Below are 21,517 nucleotides of genomic sequence, written 5' to 3' on the forward strand. Positions count from 1 at the left end.
AATTAGGGTTATTGCATAGCAAATACGAAAAAAACCGCCTTTGTGGCGGTTTTTTTATAACAACTAAATGTTATTGAAAATTAACGTCTGGTAAGCACTCAAACCCAGGTTTTGCAAACAAGTAGCCTTGCATTAAATCAATACCGGCATTTTTTAACCATTGATATTCTTCAACTGTTTCAATACCCTCAGCTAACGCCATTATGTTTAGCTCTTTAAACATATTTAAACAGTTACGCACAATAGTTTGGCGTTTTGTATCTTTGTCGATATCGCGTATAAGTGCCATATCGAGTTTAATAATATCTGTTTGAAAGTCAGCTAGTAAGTTTAATCCAGAATAGCCTGAGCCAAAGTCATCGGTAGCTGTTTTAAAGCCTAATTCTTGGTAGTAGCTTACAACCCGCTCAACGTGGCTGCTGTCTTCTATTTTTTCGACTTCTGTAAATTCAAACATAATATTTGTTGTAGGGAAGTTATACTTTTTAGCGGCTTCTAGGGTGGTACGAATACAACGCTCTGGCTTGTAGATAGCGTTTGGTAAAAAGTTAATACTAAGCATCGAATCTACACCTAGCTTTGATGCAAGTGCAATCGCTTTAATTCTGCATAACTGATCAAACGTATAGCGGTTAGTATCGTTAACGCGAGAAATGATAGAGTAGGCAGATTCATTATTTAAACCACGGACAAGTGCTTCATATCCAAAAATAGTATTATTTTGACAATTTACAATAGGCTGAAATGCCATGGTAAAGTCAAAATCTAGTTCATTCGAATCAGCGCAATTGCTACAAGATACTTTTTCGCAATTTAGTGATTTATCATTCATTCATCGTACCCTTTGTTTTAACCTACAAAATAAGGTGTGGTTAAGCCTGCCCTTAATCCTAACAAAGTATTGATATTTTACATAATCTATTTAACTGTTTTTGTTTAACCTTTTTGTAACTCACTGCGATTAAATAGTGCCTTTATTTCTATGATTAATGAAAAAGTAGCAATAAGGTTATGGCTTTTTTACATGCGCATAACCTTACTTTTCATGAGCTTTAAGCGCTTTGCGCCTAGCTTAATACACTCGGTATTTACTTAAGTGTGGCGTTAAGCGAAATCTCAGTATTTAATAATTTTGAGATAGGGCAGCCTTTTTTGGTTTGTTCGCACAATGCTTGAAATTGCTCATTTGAAATATCTGCAATGGTTGCATTTACTTCAAGGGCAATGTGCGTCACGGCAAAGCCATCATCCACTTCATTTAAACTAACCACTGCTTCGGTGTTCATGTTCTCAGCGGTAAAGCCCGCTTCACCAAGTGCCAGCGATAAAGCCATACCAAAACAGGCACTATGTGCTGCACCCACTAACTCCTCTGGGTTTGAGCCTGGCTTATCTTCAAAGCGAGTATTAAACCCATACGGCTGGTTATCGAGAGCACCACTTTGAGTTGATATAGTGCCTTTACCACTTTTAATATCGCCAGACCAATTTGAGCTTGCCGTTTTTTTAATTGTCATCATGTTCTCCTTGTTGCGATTAATGTAAATTTTTCAGCATTGATATCAGTTGTATGTAAAATAATCCGATAATTGCTTAAAAATGCACGTAGTAACATGGAGGCTGCAAGATAAACGCCAATCTCTATTTGCTACGTTTACATCGCTCAGAACAATAAATAACGTTATCCCAGTCTCGTTGCCATTTTTTACGCCACGCAAACGGTTTATTACACACAGGGCATATTTTTTCAGGTAGGGTTAGTTTTTTATGTGCCATAGTTATTTGCCTGACTGCTTTTTGGATTTACGTACCGAGGGAGTGATGGCTACATGTTTTTTTAGTATGGCATGAATAGCACGTTTTACATCGGGCCGCTCTCGGTATTGCCATAGCCGTTCGCGGGCTTCTTTTGAGGCGGTGGTTAAATCAAGCATCGGCTCAGGGTAGTCTTCACCTAGTTTAAAGTCGTTAAATAGCGCTTCCATGGGCGTTTGCTCCCAAGGTTGATGTAAATATTCAATGGGGAGCTTTTCAAGTTCAGGGCACCATTTTTTTATAAACGCACCGGTTGGGTCTTTATCCTCCGATTGCTTAATTGGGTTGTAATGACGAATAGTATTAATACCGGTGACAGAGGCTTGCATTTGAATTTGTGGGTAATGAATCCCCGGTTCAAAGTCTAAAAAGTAATTAGCCAGCGGAAAACTTGCCTGTTGCCAGCTGATGTTTAAATGATGCGTTACAAAACTAACCAGCATAGCGCGCATTCTAAAATTAATATAACCGGTGGCTTTTAAACAGCGCATGCAGGCATCAATAATAGGAATACCAGTTTGCCCCTGTGCCCAGCGTTTAATATCGCTAGTAACCTGGGCGTCATCACGATACGGAAATGCATGGTAACCCGGATTTAGCGCTTTAAATTCCATGGTGCATTCGCTTTCAAACTTTTGCATAAAATGACAATGCCAATGCAAGCGTGATACAAACGCGGCAAGTGGGCGCTTCCACCCTTTTTTATCAGCAGAAGTGCTATGGTATGCGTCAATCGCCATTTGATACACTTGCCTCAGGCTGATATTCCCCCACGCTAAATAGGGCGATAACCTAGAGCAATGTGTACGGCTTAAGCTTGGGCTGGATATTCCTTTTTGATAACTCTTACCGCGTTCAGCAAAAAAGCTTTGCATTACTTCACGGGCAAGTCGAGGGCCCCCGTGCTGAAAATGTTCATTATCTTGCGTGTAGGCGCTCGGCAGTATAGGTGTTTGATAATCAGTAAGAGCAAGTGGTTTTATTTGTTTCCAATTAGGTATAGCAATAGGTGCTTGCATGGTTTGTTGCCAGCGCTCGTTCCAATTACTGCGATTTCTTTTGCCACGTATCACAGCCCCCGTTGGCGACTCTAACCAGTTAATATGATGGTGTTGGCACCAGGCTTTAATTGCTATGTCACGCTCAAAGGTATTGTTTAGCCCTATTTCTTGGTGGCTAAAGAGGTTTGTGATTTCAAACTGCGAGTGAAGCGATTCAAGCAGGGTTTGCATATCTTCATTAAAGATATACACGCGGCTGTTAAAGCGAGCCAACTGGGTGTTTAAGTCGCAAATAGATTGATATACAAAGCGCCAATGCCGCTCGTTGTAATGCGCATCGTCAAGCAGTAAAGGTTCGAAATTATAAATTAAGAGGGTAGGCAGGCCATTACTAAACGCATTTTTTAAAGGCTGATGATCGCTTAGGCGTAAGTCACGTTTAAACCAGACTATGTTTATTTTTTCTTTCATACTAGCAATATTAAAACCGTGGCATTATAAATAATAGGACAAAACCAATACGTATTAAATGTAAAAGAAGACTAGTGTAAAAACGATTTTGATATAGGCAACTCATGTTAAGGTGATACTAAAATGAGTCGCCAATAAAAGAAGTATTATAAATAGGGAGAATTACCGTGATACTTAAGCAATTTTGGCACTTGCAGTCATGTGAGAGTACACCTATTAAAGCTTCACCAATTGCAACTACTACCATTATCTTTTCCTAAAACTTGCGGGGGTATCGCTTTGTATGACGATACCCTCAGTTAGGGTAAAATTAAAAACGCTTACCAATAGTAAAGCTAAAGACACGAGATATGACAACGCGCGCATTAAATATAATTGATTGATCTGCTACCGTTTCACCTGAGTGAAACTTCCCTCTGATAAGTTTCCTGAGTTATTTAGGTTTTTAACATCGACACGAAGATTTAAGGGTACTCGCCGAGATATCATGGTATGTAGGTAGGGCATCAAAGGCTCCAAACGTTGCTACTGTTTTGGCTCCGCATTTAGTAGCAAAGTCGATAGCCTTTGAAACGTTAGTAAAGTTATTTGCCCAGTCAGTAAATTCTGTTTTATTACTCACTAGCGAAGATATTTGATATAAAAAACCACCTACAAACGCATCGCCTGCAGCTGTGGTATCCACAACATATGCCTTAGGGCAAGGATAAGTACCACTAAATGAGCTAGATGAAAAAGTAATAGGCTCGCCACCATCGGTCATTAAAACTAAAGCTACGCCACTATCTACCCAACTTCTAATAGTGGTATCAATATGCTCTATTCCATAAAGCGAGATCAGCTCATCTTTACTCGCTTTAATAATATCAACTGTTTTAGCAACATCCTCAATAACAGATTTAGCTGTGAGTGGTTCATCCCAGAAGGCTGAACGAAAGTTAATGTCAAAGCATGTAACCGAGCCTGATTCTTTAAAGTGTTTTAGCGCATGTAAGGTTGTATTTAATACTAAAGGTTTTGCAAAAGAGCCTGAACAAAAACTCACAATTTTAGGTGTTGAAAATAAAGAGGGCTCTAAATCGGTTATTTGTAAATCGTAATGTGCAGCATCTTTATCGTAAAATTCAAATGTACGTTCACCGTTTTCATCCAACGATACGAACGCGAGTGCCGTCTTCCCTTTTTTTGAAAAGCCAACATAAGATGTGTTTACATTATACATTTTGAGTGCATTTATTAAAAAGCGACCAAATTTATCATTGCCTACTTTACCAAGCAAATAACTTGAACCACCAAGCTTTGCTACGGCTACAGCAACATTAGCGGGTGCGCCTCCGGCAAACTGTGTGAAGTCTAGTTCGCTATTTGATGCCTTATTGTGCATGCAGTCATGTGAGAGTATATCTATTAAAGCTTCACCAATTGCAACTACTTCCATTATATTTTCCTAAAAATTGCGAGGGTATCGCTTTGCATGACGATACCCTAGATTAGAGTAAAATTAAAAACGCTTACCAATAGTAAGGCTAAAGGTACGAGGTAAGACAACGCGCGCATTAAATGTAGTTGCTTGACCTGCTACCGTTTCACCTGCGCGAGGATCCCCCTCTGATAAGCCTTCTGAGTTATTTAGGTTTTTAACATCGGCACGAAGGTAATAACCGTCTTCGTTTTCAAGGGATAAACCAAGGTTTAACATGCCATACATAGGCAGTTCTGCTGTGTTGGCGTCGTCGGCATAACGTTTACCGCTCCAAGAGTAGCTACCATGAATAGCTGCCATACCCCACGAAAAATCTTCAAACTGATAGCTACTAGTTAATTGGCCAAAGTGCTTAGGCACACGTACAGGTAAGTTGCCGTTTATATCAATAGAGGCAGAGCTTCCATTAGCATCCAAGTATTGCGCCGCTGGTGTGTTTACAAACTCGGGTGATTGGTACGTTGCAGATACACCAATGCGCCAGTCTTGGGTGATTTGCAGGTTAAATTCGGCTTCTACACCTAAGGTTTCTGTGTTTCTAAAGGCTTGACGTTGCACTACTTGACCATTTTCAACAGTAGGTACATTAAAGAATAAATCATCCGCAGCGGCGAAGTAACCGGTTACAAATGCTGCGACATCACCTTCGTTATATTTAATGCCCACCTCGGCCATTACCGTTGAAGCTGGTTGTGTTTCGCGTCTCTCAGAGTTATTAAATTGATTAATTTCCTCTTGACTAGTTAGGTTGGTAATCGCCATGTATTTATCTACATCAGGCATACGAAAACCATCTGCATATCGAGTGAATACCGCTAAGTCGTCGTTAAATTTGTAGTTAGCTGCAATTGTCCATGCCATTTCGTTGTATTCAACATCAAAGTTTCGGTAAGTCCCATCACCAAAGGGCAGGGTAATATTCCCATTGACGGTATCAGTATCGCTGGCAAAACTGTCAATTGTGTAATTAGCTTGGTTTTGCGCTTCCCCATCTGCTTTGAGGGTTTCGTACCTTAGGCCCAGATTAAACGACACATCTTCAAGCTCGTATTCAAAGTCAGCAAAGGGCGCAAGGGTATTTTCACTATAAACAATATCGGCAAAACCATGTGATCCAGCCTGAATACCTTTGTAAGTACCGCTGGCAATGTCAAGACCTTGTGCATCTGTAAATACAACATCTAAGCGCTGCGGCAGGGGCTCTACTGATTGCAGTGTATTAATTCGATAGTCGGTAACATGGCCATTAATATTAGAGAAGAATAAGCCAAAATTAGCATAAAGAGTCCCTTCGCCTACATCATCAAAGGTGTAGTTGAATCTGGTTTCGTTTTGAAAGTTATCGCCTTCAAAACGTCTATGCCAAAAGCCTGCGTTTATTCCGTATCCATTGGTGTTGTAGGTATTTACGTTGCTTGAATCAGCCAATACAAAGCCGTTTCCTGCATCGCGTATATCGTAACTTAGGTTACCATCAACCATGGCACCTGCAAGGACATCAGTATTTGCAGCATATATAGCTTGTGCTTTACTAGCTAACGATTCGGCGTTACCTACGTTAATGATGCCGGTAAAGGTTGTTAGCATATCGGTATAACGCATTTGATTTGAAAAGACTAAGTTTTCGTTGATTTCAATTTCGGTTGTATTGCCAAAGTAGGTCACATTAGCGTAGTTACCATCTGCAATATCCAAATCAATGTCGCCGCTTGGGGTGTTATTAAGAGTTAATAAACGCGCACCTGCTGAGTTACCGGTGGTGCCATCTCTGATATCCATTCCGCCTGGGATTGTTTTAGCATTGGTGGTTGAGCCTATTAATGGCTGAGGAATAAAAAAGAATGATCTATCGTTTTGTTTATTAAACTCAAAGCGGGTAAAGCCGCTGCCATCTTTAAAAAAGTGCTTAATATTGCCATTAAGCTCACCACCTTGGTTAGCTGTATACCCCGGATCGCGTGCGGAGTCATCCTTGCGATACCAAGCGCCAACAGCATAGGTTGTCTGATCGTCTATTGATCCGCTAACCCAACCTTGTCCACCTAGGCGGTTGTTGCTGTTGGTTTCAAAAAACACATCACCTTGGGTATCATCGGAGCCTTCACGAGAAATAAAATTAATAAACCCAGCTGGCGCGCTACCAACAAAAATTGACGAGGCACCACCACGAATAGCTTCAACGCTGCCAACAAAATTAGACAAACGGGTAAAGCGATCATTTTGAGTAAATAAAATATCTTGATTATAAAACACGGTCATACCATCACGAAGTAGTGCTGTAAACTCTGTTTGCGTTGATAACGGAAAGCCTCGTGGGGCTACGTTGTTACCGGTTTCTCCACCGGTGTCTTCGGCATGAAAACCAGGAATACTTCGCACTAATTCAGCAACACTGTGCGGAGCCAATTGCTCTAACTTTGCTTCGTTAAAGGTAGTTATTGCATTAGTTGATTCGATTTTCTCTTTTGGCCGAGATGTTCCCGTTACAATAATGCGCTCAAACCCTAAATCACTTTTTGCTTCTTGTTGCTCTTGTGACAAGACGCTAGGGGATATGGATAGACCTACAGCGACTGCAATTAGAGTCATTTTTGCTGATACTTTCATTTTTCTGTTCTCTCTTTGTTGTGTGTGTATACAAATTTGCGGTTTTATTAATCAAACATGTCAGTGTTATCAAATTTGTAAATAGAATGTAGAGAACTTAAAATAATAAATCAACTATTATTGCTTATTATTTTTTGTACAGCTTTTTGATTGTTTAAGTGAATTTTTTACCTCTGATAAAAAATAAATAAGCAGCCAACGTTACCGATGGCTGCTTTTTAACTTTAAAGTATATTAGTGGTGTGAAAGGCTTGCGTGATCTTGAGAAAAGTTGATAAGTAACGGAAGGTTAGCGCAGCCTACTGATTGAGCCTTGGCGCCAATAGAGCCACTTTGTACTTCACAGCGATTAATACCGCGATGATCAGCCTGGCTCAATTTTAACTTTGTTGCCAAAACTATTTTTTCTCTGACATTGATAGGAATGGCGCCATCAATGACAATTGCCTCAAAATCAAAAATAGCTAAAGAACACAATGCCGCGTAGGCGAGGCCATCTGCAACTTGGTCTATCCACTTATCGAGTACGGGGCCTAAGTCTCCCCAATACTCTTTTGAACTCCATAGTATGTCAGTATTGTAGCCATCACCTTTGAGCATTTTTTCGAGAATATACAGTGATGATTGCATAATAAGTTGTTGGGAGGTTAGTTGTCCTTCACTATTAAGCATAGGCCTAGGTAATGAACCTATAGCGCCGGCATTACCTTTTTTACCAGTAAATAAGGTTTCGTTTATAACAACTCCACCACCAATAAAAGTACCAATAAAAATATATAAAAAATCGCTAAAACGAGCAGGATTACCAAAGCTTAATTCAGCTGAACAAGCCGCAGTATCATCATTACATACATACACGGGAAGGTGTACAATTTGATTTATTTTTTCTTTAAAATCAAAAGACTTCCATTCATTCAATACTGTTTTTGGAGCGCCGGCTTCTTCTGTCCAGTTCCAAATTTCGTAAGGGGTTGCAACACCCACACCTAAGATACGCTTGGCTAATTCGTCACTTAAGCTCATTTTAAGTACGCTGATCCCTTTCTCTAAAAAGGTTAGCAAGCTCTGTACTGTGGGGTAAGCGCAGTTTTCGTGCAAAGTTGCGCGTATATTTCCTACTAAGTCAATCAAGGTTAAATCAAAACTGCGACGACCTACTTTTAAGCCAATTCCAAATGCACCATCTGGATTTAACGCAAATGGGATGGTTGGTTGGCCAACCTTACCACGCTGAGGGTCTTTCCGTATTAATAACGATTCGGCTTCTAAACTATTGATAATTACTGTGACGGCCTGTGCTGAAAGCCCTGTTTTTTGTGCAATTTCAGCTTTTGGAGCACTACCGTGTTGGCGAATTAATGACATAATTCGGCGTTCATTATGAGCACGCAGGCCAGATTGGCTTCGGCCTTCTTGTAAAGAGAGTCGAGGGTTTTTAGATTTGATAATTATTCCTACCTAGTTGTTATTATCTTGAATAACCTGATTAATTGTACACCGAGTGTGTGTAATTGGCGACTATATTAGCTTTATTGCCGGGTTCATTTCTTATTATTAAATTTACGACAGAGTATAAATAAGTCACAGGAGGTCAATAAATAACTATAGTTGATTTATTGACGGAATGATATTTAACTGGTTAAATGCTTTACTTAACATTAACAACTGAGACACGGCAATGACCACACACACACACACACAAACACCTCTTGTCTCCAAGGAGATGGTGGTTCCCTTTATTTTACTTGTTCTGTGCTTTGCTGCATGGGGAGCTGCGGCAAACATGACTGATCCGCTAGTAAAAGTGTTTAGTAAAATTTTTACTATGTCGTCAGTGCAGTCTGCATTGGTACAATTTAGCTACTATGGAGCTTACTTTTGCCTAGCTATTCCGGCGGCATATATCAATAAACGCTTTTCGTATAAAACAGGTGTGTTAACCGGTTTAGGGATGGCTGCAATCGGAGCATTTTTGTTTTATCCCGCCAGCCAAGCAATGACTTATGGTTTTTTTTTAGTGGCTTTGTTTGTGCTAGCTGGAGGCTTATCTATTTTAGAGACATCAGCAAACCCTTATGTAATGGGAATGGGCACCCAACAAGGTGCAACTCGCAGGTTGAATTTGGCGCAATCATTTAACCCTGTCGGTACTAACATTGGTGTTTTTTTAGCCGCTACCCTTATTTTACCAAAGCTCAATACCGCAACCTCTGGTGAGCGCACAAATATGAATAGTGAGCAATTAACTAGCATTATAAGCGCAGAACTTGATGCAGTTATGGTGCCTTATGTTGGTATGGCTTGTGTGTTGGTTTTTATTTGGTTGGCAATTGCGTTTACTAAAACACCTAATTTTTGTAAGCAAAAAAAAGTCTCTAAGCATGTAGAATTTAGTGCAACGTTTAAGCGCTTGTTTAAAAATACCCATTACCGCTTTGGTGTTATCGCCCAGTTTTTTAATGTTGCGGCGCAAACTTGTGTATGGACATTTACCATCCAGTACGTAATGGAGGCACTCGATACAAATGAAGTTACTGGGGGAAGTATTTTACAATACAGTATGATCACCTTTTTAGTTTCTCGATTTGTAATGACCTGGCTTATGGGATTTATTCGTCCTGCCAAACTGTTAATGGCAACCTCTATTATTGCAATGCTGCTGTGTTTTTATATGGTGAAAATGCCAAATATAAGTGGCGTATGGGCGCTGGTAAGTATATCGGCTTGCTTGTCGTTAATGTTTCCAACTATTTACGCGATTTCACTACATGGGTTAGGCGATGATGCAAAACTAGGTGCTGCTGGTTTAGTAATGGCTATTTTAGGTGGAGCGATAATTCCTGTATTCCAAGCTGTGTTTATTGATACATACAGTGTCGCGTTTTCTTATGTTGTGCCTGCGGGGTGTTTTATTATTGTTGCAGCTTATGCTGCATTTGATTTAAAAACAAAAGTCAGAGTATTCAATAATGTAGCGCCTTGCTAAATGGATTGAAAACCGAGCCTGAAGGCTCGGTTTTACTTTTTAACTTTTCTCATTTGTAAATCTTCTTTAACCCCAACCTTCATCGGATTAAGATATTAGGCATGTTGATATTCTTATTTAGTTGAAAAAATATGTTTTTAGATCTCACCGAAAATACCAACCAAAATGTTTACTCTTACTTAGTAGGCGGTATCAGCCCAAGGCCTATCGCATGGATAAGTACATTAAATAGCGAAGGTAGTGCAAATATTGCGCCTTATTCATTTTTTACTGTGGCTAGTTGCAAGCCAGCTGTTTTAAGTGTTACGCAAGTAAACCCTAGTGATAAAACGAATAAAGATACGCTTAGTAATCTAATGGCAACTAAAGAATGTGTGGTTAATATTGTCAGCCAAGAGCTAGTTGAAAAAATGAACCAAAGTTGTGCAAATTATCCTAGTGATATAAGCGAGTTTGATGCAGCTAACATTGCCCAAGCTCCAAGTAAGTTAGTTAACGCGCCAAGCGTTGCCGATTCAAAAGTACGGTTTGAATGTAAGTTACGCGAAGTTATTAGTATTTCAAATGAGCCTGGCGGTGGAAAAATGATGTTGCTGGATGTAGTGGGTATTTGTATAGACGATGAAGTGATGAGTGGTGGCTATATTGACCCTGAATTATTAAATGCAGTGGGCAAAATGGGCGGCGATTACTTTAGCACCACTAAAGATAAGTTTGTATTAAAACGCCCACAACTTTAAAGGTGAGCGTTTTAATTACATTAGGTTAAACAGCGCGCTATTTACTCTGTTTTTGGTAAAAACAGTGCACTCATTGCCCCCAAAAAACCTAATCCGCTGTAAAGCAAAATAAGCTCTGCGGTTGATAAAAACGATTCTAATAAGCCTATGCTGCCCAACATCAGTAATAAAACCCCAATAACGGTATTACTAACCGACACATAATCGGTGCGTTTGTTACCCTCTGCCATATCGACGAGGTACGTTTTTCGCCCTAAGCGCACTCCTTGATGCGCAACTGAGAGTAAAAAGTACAAAATAGGCATAGCCCACCAATTTAGTAGCAGCTCGTTATACCAAGTTGCAATAACAAATACAGCCAGCCCATTAATGGTAACCAAAGTGGCACTAAGTACCAGCACTCGCTGGCTAGATAAGTCACTTAAGCGCCCCCAAATCGGCGCTGAGACTAGGCTTGCAAAGCCGGAAACGGCAATAAAGGTGGCAAGTAAAGAAAATTCAAACGACTGTTTACTGGCTAAAATAATATAAAAAGGGGCACTCAATGCTGAACAAAGCAGTAAGGCACGTGTAATAACAAAATGCGCAAACTGTTTGTCTTGGTATAAAATTTTTAACTTTGAAAACGCGTGCAATAGGCCATTATTAGCTCCTTCGGTAGCGCCACTATATTCGTTAATTTGTGCATAAGAAAACGCGGCAATCAGCCACATTAATGCACCCAGTAGTAAAGCGATGATCACAATGTCTTGATCTTTTTGCTGTGAAAAAAACCACATCATGAGACCAAACGTTAAGGTGGCAAAACCGGCAATGCTCGCAGCAAGCCCGCTAATATTACCGCGTTGCTGTTTAGGAATAACTTTGCCCAGCACATCTTTTGCAGCGACAGAGTTAAACCCTCTGGCAAGGCTAAATAAAATTAATAAGCCAATAATAGCGTAGCCTGCTTGTGCGCCCTTGAGGGTAAACGCCACCGCAACCATGGCTAAAATGCATCCTGCTTGTATCACTGCACCTATTACCCATACCCATTTACGAACGGGGAGTTTGCGAATAACGTTAGCAATAGCAAGTTGGGGCAGCAATGAACCCGATTCTCTGATTGGTACTAACCAAGCAATAAAACTCGCTGGTACATTTAAGCTTTGCATTAACCATGGCAGCGTTATTTTTGGATTAAGCAGTGCATCGGCAAATTTACTAAACAGCTGGCTAATGAGTAAAATAATAAAATTACCGGGTACTTCCTGACAGGCATTGTCGTCGATGGCCTTGCAAGCTCGGGCGTCTTCTTCATTGTTTAAGCGTTTATAGATTTGTTCTTTTGTCAGTTTTTTCACTCTATTTTACCGCTGTATAAGTACAAATATTTATATATATTAAGATGGTATGCTTAACTTTTCTACTGTTGGGATTACAAAGTCATTTTACCAGCTAAGAATAAAGGAACCCCAAATAAACACAAAAAAATCAGCTAAGCGCTGATTTTTTGTTTGTACTAAAGCAGCGTCTTATTCAAAATCACGAGCACTGTGGCGCTCTGCCATTTGTTCTTCTTCTGCTCCCCACGTACGGTTAACGCGACGACCTCGTTTTACACCTGGACGCGCTGCTATTTGCTTAGCCCAACGAACCACATGGGTATAAGATGCAACATCTAGAAACTCGGCGGCGTCGTATAAGTCGCCTAATACCAGTGAGCCATACCAAGGCCATATGGCAATGTCGGCAATTGAATATTCACTGCCTGCCATGTATTCGTTGTCACTTAAATGGCGGTTTAGTACATCAAGCTGGCGCTTAGTTTCCATGGTAAAGCGGTCAATCGGGTATTGCATTTTACTCGGTGCATAACTGTAAAAGTGGCCAAACCCACCGCCTAAGTAAGGTGCTGAGCCCATTTGCCAAAATAGCCAGTTACGACACTCTGTTTTGGCTTTGAGATCGTTAGGAATAAAGGCATCAAATTTTTCGCCTAAGTATTGTAAAATAGCACCTGACTCAAATATGCGTGTTGGCGGTGTGGTTGAATGATCCATCAGCGCGGGTATTTTTGAGTTCGGGTTTATATCAACAAAGTCAGAGCCAAACTGATCGCCTTCACCAATATTAATTAAATAAGCATCGTACTCAGCCTCAGTAATACCAAGCTCTAATAGCTCTTCAAACATAATACTGACTTTTTGCCCGTTGGGGGTCGCTAATGAGTAAAGCTGAAATGTATGTTTGCCAATAGGCAGTGTTTTATCGTGAGTTGCACCTGCAATTGGGCGGTTAATGTTTGCAAATTTACCGCCACTTTCATTGTCCCATGTCCATACTTTTGCTGGGGTGTAGTCGTTGTTATCACTCATAAATAGCCTCTAATAGTTTAAACGTGCGTATTTGCTTTGCCCGTTGTTGCTTTTAATTTATCTGCTTTTGCTAATTTATACCCTAAAAAGAATCCACTAAGTGCGCCAAACAGATGGCTTTCAAACGAGATGTGAAACCGCTGTGGTAACACGCCCCAAATAAAGCCACTGTATAAAAAGGCCACCACCACGGCTATAAAAATAGATTTAAAAGAACGTCTTACAATGCCATAGCATAAAATAAATCCCCATAACCCATAAATAACGCCACTTAAGCCGACATGAATATTGCCACGAGCAAACATCCATACCAGTAATCCACCGACTAATGCGGTGAATATAAATACACTATAAAAACGCTTTACGCTGTATTGGCAAATTAACCAGCTTAAAACAATGAAGGGCAGCATATTACTAGCAAAATGCCACCAGCTACCGTGTAAAAAGGGAGCGCAAAGAATACCAACCAACCCTTGAATACTTCTGGGATAAATACCTAAACCATTTAAACTAATGCCTGGCAGGCTATTAATTAGTTGCAACACAAAACAAATAGTCACAATGCTTATAATGGCAAAACGGGTGCTGCTAAGTAACGACAAGGTGGATGGTTTATTTTGCATACGGTGCCCTTATTTATATTAAGAGTGGCCAGTATAGGAATAGTGGTGAGTAATGAAAAGCAAATTAAAAAGCACAGCGATTAAACTGTGCTTTTTATACTGATTAATTGTAATTAACCAAGCTTGGTAAGTAATTTTTTAGCTGCTAGCTCAGAGCTTGCTGGGTTTTGACCGGTGATTAATAAACCATCTTCTAGAGCAAGTACGCCCCAATCATCGGTTTTTTGGTAATCGCCACCTTTTTTGATAAGTTCGTCTTCAACTAAAAATGGAACAATGTCAGTAAGTTGTACAGCAGCTTCTTCGCTGTTAGTAAAGCCCGTTACTTTTTTACCGGCGACTAATGCATTGCCATCAGCGTCTTTAACATTTAAAAATACCGCACTTGCATGACACACGCCAGCGACTGGCTTTTGCTCTTTAATAAAGCTTTCAATGAGCGATACAGAATCGGTGTTATCGACTAAATCCCATAAAGGGCCGTGACCACCAGGGTAGAATACGGCGTCGTAATCAGAAGAGTTTACTTCGCTTAAAACTTTGGTATTTGCCATCAGTGTTTGTGCACCACTGTCTGCATCGTAACGTTTGGTTGCCTCAGTTTGAAAATCAGCAAGTATACTAGTTGGGTCAATCGGTGGCTGACCGCCGTTTGGAGAAGCCAATGTTACTTCAATACCTGCATCAACAAATGCGTAATAAGGGGCTGCAAATTCTTCTACCCAAAAACCAGTTTTTTCGCCTGTGTTACCAAGCTCTGCATGTGATGTAAGAACCATTAGTATTTTTTTAGCCATGTAAGGTATTCCTTATGATGATTTAAATTAATTAATCTTGCTTGGTAAATACTATATGCACTAAGAGAGCTTTAAACAACGATGATAAATTTAACTTAATTGATTCAATAATTGATACAATAAGAGGGTTGAAGTTAAAACCGCATTGGAGCACCTATGAAAGTCTCGTTTGAACAGTTAAAAAGTATGGTGGTATTTGCACAAATTGTAGAGCAGGGCAGCTTAACTGCAGCGGCAAAACAATTAGGGCTGACCCGTGCCGTAGCGAGTTATCACTTAAAAAAATTAGAAACACAGCTCGAAGTGACGCTACTTAACCGTTCTACCCGCACCATGGCGTTAACCGAAGCCGGAATGGCCTATTATGAGCGTTGCCGTGTTATTACAGAGCAAGCTAATGCCGCTAATCAGCAAATAGAAAATATAAAAAGTGAACCTCAAGGGCTATTAAAAATAAGTTGCCCAGTAAATGTAGGGATGCAGTTAATTGTACCGGCAATAAATACCTTTAAACGTCAGTACCCTAAAATTGATATAGATTTACAGCTAACTGATGATGTGGTGGATATTATTAAGCACGGGTTTGATTTTGCAATTAGAGGGGTTGCACTGCGCGATTCGAACTTACAAGCCACTAAGCTCACTACTATGAGTACCTGTATTTGTGGTGCGCCCGATTATTTTGCGCATTTTGGTAAACCCACCACACCCGATGAGTTGGCAAAGCATCAATGGGTGGTTTATCAATTAGGCAGTAAAACGCTGACCTTACAAAAAGAAGGCAAAAAGGTCGATATTACAATGCAAGGTAGTTTAAGCACCAATAACGCTGCTGCACGCACTGCGTTTGTAGAGGCGGGGCATGGTATTGGCCGTATTCCACTTTATGATGCATGGCCAAAAGTACAAGCGGGTTTGCTGCAAATTATACTTGATGATTATAAAAGCAAAGACATTGAGCTTTATGGGGTGTTCCCGCCTGGGGCGGCGGGCTCTAAAAAACTGCGTTTGTTTATTGATTATTTAAAAGCGTATTTTGTAAAGCAACATACCGCATTAGGTATGCTTAAATAATAGCGCTTAAAGCACTCGGTTAAACAAAGCAACGGCTTGCTGATACATGGTGATAGCAAGTGCTGCGTCGTACCGCTCGCCTTCATCACGCATAAAGGCATGTTGCGCGTTCACTTCTTGCCATTGGTAATTAATACCCGTACTAACCGCTTGTTGATAAATTTTGTCGCGACCTTGTTGTGGCACATGGGGGTCTTGTTTTCCCCAAATAAAGTGGATTTCACCTTGTATATCGGCCATACGTTCAAATGAATTATTCCCTTTTTGTGCGGGAAGAGTATCGCTATGAATATCAGTGGGATATAAGCAAAAAGCAGCTTTTATTGCGGGGTTTAATGCGGCCCTATACGCTAAATGCCCACCAATACAAACACCCATTGCACCCACAGAGCCAGTACAATAATCGTGTGTTTGTACAAAGTCGATTAACGCTTGGGTATCGCTGTCGTGAGATTCAAGCGGTTTTGCCCATTTATCGTTATTGCCTTTATCTTTACCTTCGTCATCATAAGCAAGCACTGTCCCGATAGGGTTAAGCTCATGAAATACTTCTGGCACAAGTACCACAAAACCATGACTTGCCAAAATAGCGGCGCTGCGAGCAATAGGCGCGGTTTGCTGAAAAATCTCAGAGTAAAAAATAATGGCTGGGAATTGCCCGTGAGCGTGTGGGCGATAAACCGTAGTGCGCATTAACCCCGTTGGGGTAGGCAAGTCAGCATGGTGGTGTTGGATGATCATAAAAGTGCTCAGTTAAATCATATATAAAATATATGGTAACTGAGCGCGATAAAATAAACACGCCTTAAAGTTTAAATACTTGCAGGCATGTTATTACAACTAGCATAGTAACTTACGGTTGCTGGCCAATCGGAAAAGATACCCATTACACCTACGTCTTGCGCTAACACATCAACCACAGTGAACATATCGCCATCGTTATCTATAACATCACTAATTGACTGATAATAATAACCGCCACCTTGATTTAGAGGGCCTGAGCGCTCAAGACTCCATGCAATGATATTAAGCCCCGCGGCTTTAGCGTCAATGGCATACTGTGAGGGAACAATATTACTGTTGTTATCTATGCTTAATAGCATCCATATGGGTGGCGCAATAATTTTAACGCCGTCGTTTACGAGCTCTGCCATAGATGGCTGCCATGTTACAGCGTTGTTTGGATCAAACCCTGCATTGCTGTCGCGCCCATCTAAATAGACACTCTGCGCTGCAAATTCAGGATTAGTATTAATCCAATATTCTACGTCGGCTAAATTAAATGATTGCGGATACACTCGCGAAGCGGGTACATCCATTTGCGTGTATTCATCCAGCATTTTTTGTGCGTATTGCGTTTGGGTCATACCGTTAAAAGGCATACTTACTTGAGGGGATTTAAGCTCTGGGGTCATTTTTACTCCCAGCTCTTTAAAGAGTGCAATACTTTGTTTGTGGGTCATGAGTGTACCAGAGGTGGCGTATAAGTCAGTGCGCCAACGGGGTGTACTTTTCATGTAATCGCTAACATTGGTGGCACTGGTGTTCGCGCCATCCATCTTGCCCTCAAGAGTTAAAAATTCTGTCAAACTAATATCACTGGTACAACATTTAGCTGAAGCAGGCGTGCCACTGTTAGAGTTTGCTGGGGTAAATGGCTCACTACATTTAGCAGCCAATGTTGGAATGGCTAAAATATTGGTGGTGGTGTGCAAGTCGCACTGAGAATGACGACATACTAGCTCTTTATCATTGGTAAAGGTTACATCGCATTCGACAACACCTGCTCCCATGCGAGCGGCTGCAATATAAGATTCTTTAGTGTGTTCTGGGTATTGCATTGGAGCACCGCGGTGACCAATTGAAAAATCAGTACGATAAAAAGGACCTTCCTTGCACGATTCTAATTTTGTTTTTAGTGCGCTGCTAGCCATATCGTCAACTAGGTAGTCTGGGCGAGTACCTAGTTGAATATTAGTGCCTTGTGCTACTTCAACAATAACCGGGGTAGATACTTCAACAATTTCAACGTCAGTGTTGGTAACAACCACTTCTTTTTCGACTATTTTTACATCGTCATCACAGCCAGTAAGTGAGCTTAATAATAAAAAAGTTGTTAGAAAAGGTATGCGCTTCATTATTTGTCCTTAAAAATAAAAGTGGACGCTACCTTACTAATTATTAATGACAATTTCACTACAGAGTGATTAATTTGCTGATTTAGCCATTATTTGGTTTACTACTAAGGCAACCAACATCACTCCCGCGCCAATGCTTAATCTAAGTAGGTCAGCGTCTCGATTCCAAATAAGCACATTAACAATTATACCGGCAGGAATAAGCAAGTTGTTCATCACCGCCAGCGCGCCAACATTGACAAGCGTCGCGCCTTTATTCCACATAAAGTAGCCTAAACCAGAGGCCACAATACCTAAATAAATCAGTATGCCCCATTGAGTTGAGGTACTTGGTAATTTGTTAAGATCACCAAATAAGGCGTAACAGGCGCTTGCAACAATTAGTGCGCCAATAAAAAACCAACCAAATACGGTTTTATCATCGAGTTGTTTATTAAGCATTAATCGTTTGTAGGTTACTTGGCCGATGGCAAAACTAATATTAGCGCCTTGAACCAGTAATAATCCGACTAAAAAGTTACTGTCTAAGTTTTCATAACGAATGGTAATAGCACCTAGTACGGCAATAAATGCAACGATAAAAAACTGCGGATTAAACTGTTTATTTAGCGCATCGTTTAAAAGCGTAATGTAAAGCGGGGTCATTACAGTAAATAACAGCACCTCAGGCACACTTAAAAACAAAAATGAGTGGTAATAAAAGCCATACATAACCCCCAGTTGCAGTGCGCCTATCAGCATGAGTTTACATGCAAGCGGGGTGGGGATTTTCTTTAAAAAAGGCAAAAATACTAACGCTGCTAAAGCAACACGAATTAACACACTAAACCATGCATCAACTTGGCCTGCTAAATACACACCAATTAAACTAAACGAAAACGCCCAAAGAAGGGTAACTGCAAATAAATAGCCCATAACACTCATCTTGTCTTAAGTAATGGTGTCAGTTTATCTGTTATATATTGTTCTATAAACAATAAAAGCCCGCAAGCGGGCTTTTATATCAGCTGATTAAAAATATTAATTAATCAACTAAACCACGGCGCTTAAGCAGGGCGTCAGTGGTTGGTTTTTGGCCTCTAAACTCAATGTAGCTTTGCATTAAGTCACGGCTATTACCTTTTGATAGGATCTCTTTACGGAACTTATCGCCATTTTCGCGCGTTAAGCCACCGTTGTTTTCCATGTGAGCAAACGCATCGGCTGCAAATACTTCAGTCCACAGGTAAGCGTAGTAACCTGCTGAGTAACCACCTGCAAACGTATGGCTAAAGTAGTTTGATTTATAACGCGGCGGAACAGGGTAGTAATCAATACCATGTGCCTTTAATGCGTCACTTTCAAACTGCTGTACGTCAGTTATTTTCTTATCAGAACCAAATGAATGCCATTCCATATCCAGTAGTGCTGCTGCTAAATATTCAGTGGTACCAAAACCTTGGTTGAACTTTTGCGACTCAAGTACTTTATCAAGTAGTGCTTGAGGAATTGGCTCTCCAGTTTTGTAATGTTTAGCGTAGTTAGCAAGTACCGTTGGTTCAATCATCCAATCTTCGTGTGCTTGTGATGGAAATTCAACAAAGTCACGTGCTGTTGCAGTACCTGCTAGACTTGGGTATTTAACGTCAGAGAATAAACCGTGTGCCGCATGACCAAACTCGTGGAACATAGTTGATACTTCGTCAAACGTCATGAGCGTTGGCTCGCCTTCAGCCGGCTTTGGAATGTTTTGTGCGTTGTAAATAACAGGTTTAGTGCCTTTTAAGCCGCTTTGGCTTACGTATGCACTCATCCATGCACCGCCACGCTTACCTTCACGTGCATATGGGTCCATGTAAAATAAACCAATTGCGCTGCCATCGGCGTTAAATACTTCAAATGCCATTACATCGTCGTGGTAAACCGGCAGGTCTTTACGCTCTTTAAAGGTAATACCGTAAAGTTTTTCCATAGCGAAGAACAGGCCGTTATGGATAACCGACTGCATTTCAAAATAAGGCTTAACTAAGGCTGGATCTAGGTCGTATTTTTCAGCGCGTACTTTTTCTGCGTAGAAAGACCAATCCCATGGTTTAAGTTCAAAGTTTTCACCCGAATCATTAATTACTTTTTGAATTGCTTGTGCTTCTGCTTTCGCTTTTTCAACGGCTTTTGGCGCTAAGTCATCTAAAATGCCGTACACGTTATCAGTAGTTTGCGCCATGCGTGAAGTCATTACATAAGAAGCCCAATCTTTAAAGCCTAACAGTTCTGCTTTTTGTGCGCGCAGGTTAGTTTCTTTAATAATGATAGGGCCATTTGTTTTAGCAGCACGATTGGTTGATGCTTTAAAAATCTGCTCACGTAGTTCACGATTTTCAAGGCTTGCTAAAATAGGCTGTTGCGTGGTGTTCACTAAGGTGATCATGTAGCCATCTTTGCCTGCTTTTTTAGCAGCGGCTGCAAGACCGGCAATTTCACCTTCAGATAATCCCGCTAATTTACTTTTATCTGTTACTAAAATTACATCTTCTTTAAACGATTTTAATACGTTTTGAGAAAACTCAGTTGATAGTTTTGCAAGCTCAGCGTTGATTTCACGCATTTTTGCTTTTTCAGCATCGTTTAATTTTGCACCGGCTTTTACAAACTGTTTGTAGTAAAAATCGACTAGGCGTTGATCTTCAGCGCTTAACTTATCTTTATTGTCGTATACCGTTTGTACACGTTTAAACAATGCACCATTTAAATAAATGTCATCAGAGTGAGCCGAGAAAACTGGCGCCATTTTTTTATCAATACGTTGGTATTCATCGTTTGAAATAAGACCTGATAGGTTATAAAACGCAGCTGATGCGCGGTTTAGTAGCTCGCCTGCCAGCTCCATTTCAACTAAGGTGTTTTCAAAAGTGGCTGGCGCTGGGTTGTTGGCAATTGCCAATATTTCTGCATTGTGCTGTGCAATACCTGCATCAAATGCGGCTTCGTATTCAGTCGTACCAAACTTATCAAACTCAGGTGCCATGTATTGAAGTGGACTTGGTTTGAACAATACATTGCTTGCGTTAATGTCTTGAACTTGCGCTGCGGTTTCTTGTGTTGTTTCTTTAGTGCTCTCAGAAGAGCAGGCAGATAATAAAAGTGCACTAGCAATCGTAGTGGCAATCAGTGTTTTACGCATAATAACTCCATAGAAAAAATAGCCGAAATAGGCTTAGTGAGTCGAAAACACAGTTAACTTACCAAATTTTGACTTATATACAACAAAGTTTATCTATTTAAAGCAGGATTTAAACGCAAATTAGATTGCAAAAACAGCTTTAGTAGATAAAAGCAGCAGTACACAGCCCAAATTACCCCAAGGTCAATGCAAGCATGTCGACACGAGGCAATTACGGTTGTTTTACCGTCATTATTTTAAACAGACTGTTACTTATTTAATTTAA

The 21,517-nt window shown here is 40.4% G+C and carries 18 protein-coding genes; 3 read left to right on the forward strand and 15 right to left on the reverse strand.

Translation table 11 applies throughout. The features are described from left to right. Positions 1-70: 70 nt before the first annotated feature. The 7 genes from ACTRWE_RS04535 to ACTRWE_RS04565 all read right to left on the reverse strand — a co-directional run bounded on the left by ACTRWE_RS04535 (position 71) and on the right by ACTRWE_RS04565 (position 8,829). Complete coding sequence (locus ACTRWE_RS04535) at positions 71-832, reverse strand: EAL domain-containing protein (RefSeq protein WP_033103825.1); 762 nt, start codon at positions 830-832, stop codon at positions 71-73. A 256-nt stretch (positions 833-1,088) separates the two neighbouring features. Further along, a complete protein-coding gene (locus tag ACTRWE_RS04540) occupies positions 1,089-1,517 on the reverse strand; it encodes an OsmC family protein (protein ID WP_033103826.1) in 429 nt (142 codons plus the stop codon). A gap of 124 nt (positions 1,518-1,641) precedes the next feature. Next, complete coding sequence (locus ACTRWE_RS04545; protein ID WP_076921450.1) at positions 1,642-1,776, reverse strand: DUF2256 domain-containing protein; 135 nt, start codon at positions 1,774-1,776, stop codon at positions 1,642-1,644. A 2-nt stretch (positions 1,777-1,778) separates the two neighbouring features. Next, complete coding sequence (locus ACTRWE_RS04550) at positions 1,779-3,287, reverse strand: cryptochrome/deoxyribodipyrimidine photo-lyase family protein (RefSeq protein ID WP_033103827.1); 1,509 nt, start codon at positions 3,285-3,287, stop codon at positions 1,779-1,781. Positions 3,288-3,732: 445 nt separating this feature from the next. After that, entirely contained in the window at positions 3,733-4,725 is a 993-nt protein-coding gene (locus ACTRWE_RS04555) for a carbohydrate kinase family protein (protein ID WP_033103828.1), read from the reverse strand. A gap of 63 nt (positions 4,726-4,788) precedes the next feature. Next, positions 4,789-7,377, reverse strand: coding sequence for a TonB-dependent receptor (locus ACTRWE_RS04560; RefSeq protein ID WP_024597027.1), 2,589 nt, complete (start codon positions 7,375-7,377; stop codon positions 4,789-4,791). A 234-nt stretch (positions 7,378-7,611) separates the two neighbouring features. Further along, positions 7,612-8,829 carry an ROK family transcriptional regulator gene (locus tag ACTRWE_RS04565; RefSeq protein ID WP_100218334.1) on the reverse strand — a complete coding sequence of 406 codons (1,218 nt, stop codon included), beginning with the start codon at positions 8,827-8,829 and terminating at the stop codon, positions 7,612-7,614. A gap of 226 nt (positions 8,830-9,055) precedes the next feature. Here ACTRWE_RS04565 and fucP point away from each other — a divergent pair, with 226 nt between their 5' ends. Then, complete coding sequence (gene fucP / locus ACTRWE_RS04570; RefSeq protein ID WP_033103829.1) at positions 9,056-10,363, forward strand: L-fucose:H+ symporter permease; 1,308 nt, start codon at positions 9,056-9,058, stop codon at positions 10,361-10,363. Positions 10,364-10,494: 131 nt separating this feature from the next. Then, positions 10,495-11,103 (forward strand): flavin reductase family protein, encoded by a 609-nt coding sequence (locus tag ACTRWE_RS04575; protein ID WP_033103830.1) that lies wholly within the window; start codon positions 10,495-10,497, stop codon positions 11,101-11,103. Positions 11,104-11,144: 41 nt separating this feature from the next. Here ACTRWE_RS04575 and ACTRWE_RS04580 read toward each other — a convergent pair whose 3' ends face one another. The 4 genes from ACTRWE_RS04580 to ACTRWE_RS04595 form a co-directional block, all read right to left on the reverse strand. Beyond that, positions 11,145-12,446 carry an MFS transporter gene (locus ACTRWE_RS04580; protein ID WP_033103831.1) on the reverse strand — a complete coding sequence of 434 codons (1,302 nt, stop codon included), beginning with the start codon at positions 12,444-12,446 and terminating at the stop codon, positions 11,145-11,147. 171 nt (positions 12,447-12,617) lie between these two features. After that, positions 12,618-13,460 (reverse strand): glutathione-dependent disulfide-bond oxidoreductase, encoded by an 843-nt coding sequence (yghU, locus tag ACTRWE_RS04585; RefSeq protein WP_462879561.1) that lies wholly within the window; start codon positions 13,458-13,460, stop codon positions 12,618-12,620. Positions 13,461-13,477: 17 nt separating this feature from the next. Continuing rightward, positions 13,478-14,083: a rhomboid family intramembrane serine protease gene (locus ACTRWE_RS04590; protein ID WP_008464672.1), complete on the reverse strand. Its 606-nt coding sequence runs from the start codon at positions 14,081-14,083 to the stop codon at positions 13,478-13,480. A gap of 113 nt (positions 14,084-14,196) precedes the next feature. After that, positions 14,197-14,880, reverse strand: a complete 684-nt coding sequence (locus ACTRWE_RS04595) for a type 1 glutamine amidotransferase domain-containing protein (RefSeq protein WP_033103834.1) — start codon at positions 14,878-14,880, stop codon at positions 14,197-14,199. 156 nt (positions 14,881-15,036) lie between these two features. Here ACTRWE_RS04595 and ACTRWE_RS04600 point away from each other — a divergent pair, with 156 nt between their 5' ends. Beyond that, positions 15,037-15,954 carry a LysR family transcriptional regulator gene (locus ACTRWE_RS04600; RefSeq protein WP_033103835.1) on the forward strand — a complete coding sequence of 306 codons (918 nt, stop codon included), beginning with the start codon at positions 15,037-15,039 and terminating at the stop codon, positions 15,952-15,954. A gap of 6 nt (positions 15,955-15,960) precedes the next feature. On the opposite strand, the gene ACTRWE_RS04605 is transcribed toward ACTRWE_RS04600, so the two are convergent. From ACTRWE_RS04605 to ACTRWE_RS04620, 4 genes are all read right to left on the reverse strand, one after another. Then, a complete protein-coding gene (locus tag ACTRWE_RS04605; RefSeq protein WP_033103836.1) occupies positions 15,961-16,695 on the reverse strand; it encodes a dienelactone hydrolase family protein in 735 nt (244 codons plus the stop codon). A gap of 71 nt (positions 16,696-16,766) precedes the next feature. Further along, positions 16,767-18,092: a glycerophosphodiester phosphodiesterase family protein gene (locus ACTRWE_RS04610; RefSeq protein WP_033103837.1), complete on the reverse strand. Its 1,326-nt coding sequence runs from the start codon at positions 18,090-18,092 to the stop codon at positions 16,767-16,769. A 69-nt stretch (positions 18,093-18,161) separates the two neighbouring features. Continuing rightward, positions 18,162-19,007, reverse strand: a complete 846-nt coding sequence (locus tag ACTRWE_RS04615) for a carboxylate/amino acid/amine transporter (protein WP_200882089.1) — start codon at positions 19,005-19,007, stop codon at positions 18,162-18,164. A 109-nt stretch (positions 19,008-19,116) separates the two neighbouring features. Next, positions 19,117-21,252: a M3 family metallopeptidase gene (locus tag ACTRWE_RS04620; protein WP_033103839.1), complete on the reverse strand. Its 2,136-nt coding sequence runs from the start codon at positions 21,250-21,252 to the stop codon at positions 19,117-19,119. Positions 21,253-21,517 lie beyond the last annotated feature (265 nt).

The sequence above is a fragment of the Pseudoalteromonas sp. G5_S1_54_S4 genome, from assembly GCF_054968565.1.

Excerpts from the sequence above, each read along its gene's own strand:
- ACTRWE_RS04535 (WP_033103825.1), bottom strand. The coding sequence starts at position 832 with ATGAATGATAAATCACTAAATTGCGAAAAAGTATCTTGTAGCAATTGC.
- ACTRWE_RS04540 (WP_033103826.1), bottom strand. The coding sequence starts at position 1,517 with ATGACAATTAAAAAAACGGCAAGCTCAAATTGGTCTGGCGATATTAAA.
- ACTRWE_RS04545 (WP_076921450.1), bottom strand. The coding sequence starts at position 1,776 with ATGGCACATAAAAAACTAACCCTACCTGAAAAAATATGCCCTGTGTGT.
- ACTRWE_RS04550 (WP_033103827.1), bottom strand. The coding sequence starts at position 3,287 with ATGAAAGAAAAAATAAACATAGTCTGGTTTAAACGTGACTTACGCCTA.
- ACTRWE_RS04555 (WP_033103828.1), bottom strand. The coding sequence starts at position 4,725 with ATGGAAGTAGTTGCAATTGGTGAAGCTTTAATAGATATACTCTCACAT.
- ACTRWE_RS04560 (WP_024597027.1), bottom strand. The coding sequence starts at position 7,377 with ATGAAAGTATCAGCAAAAATGACTCTAATTGCAGTCGCTGTAGGTCTA.
- fucP (WP_033103829.1), top strand. The coding sequence starts at position 9,056 with ATGACCACACACACACACACACAAACACCTCTTGTCTCCAAGGAGATG.
- ACTRWE_RS04575 (WP_033103830.1), top strand. The coding sequence starts at position 10,495 with ATGTTTTTAGATCTCACCGAAAATACCAACCAAAATGTTTACTCTTAC.
- yghU (WP_462879561.1), bottom strand. The coding sequence starts at position 13,460 with ATGAGTGATAACAACGACTACACCCCAGCAAAAGTATGGACATGGGAC.
- ACTRWE_RS04590 (WP_008464672.1), bottom strand. The coding sequence starts at position 14,083 with ATGCAAAATAAACCATCCACCTTGTCGTTACTTAGCAGCACCCGTTTT.
- ACTRWE_RS04595 (WP_033103834.1), bottom strand. The coding sequence starts at position 14,880 with ATGGCTAAAAAAATACTAATGGTTCTTACATCACATGCAGAGCTTGGT.
- ACTRWE_RS04600 (WP_033103835.1), top strand. The coding sequence starts at position 15,037 with ATGAAAGTCTCGTTTGAACAGTTAAAAAGTATGGTGGTATTTGCACAA.
- ACTRWE_RS04605 (WP_033103836.1), bottom strand. The coding sequence starts at position 16,695 with ATGATCATCCAACACCACCATGCTGACTTGCCTACCCCAACGGGGTTA.
- ACTRWE_RS04610 (WP_033103837.1), bottom strand. The coding sequence starts at position 18,092 with ATGAAGCGCATACCTTTTCTAACAACTTTTTTATTATTAAGCTCACTT.
- ACTRWE_RS04615 (WP_200882089.1), bottom strand. The coding sequence starts at position 19,007 with ATGGGCTATTTATTTGCAGTTACCCTTCTTTGGGCGTTTTCGTTTAGT.
- ACTRWE_RS04620 (WP_033103839.1), bottom strand. The coding sequence starts at position 21,252 with ATGCGTAAAACACTGATTGCCACTACGATTGCTAGTGCACTTTTATTA.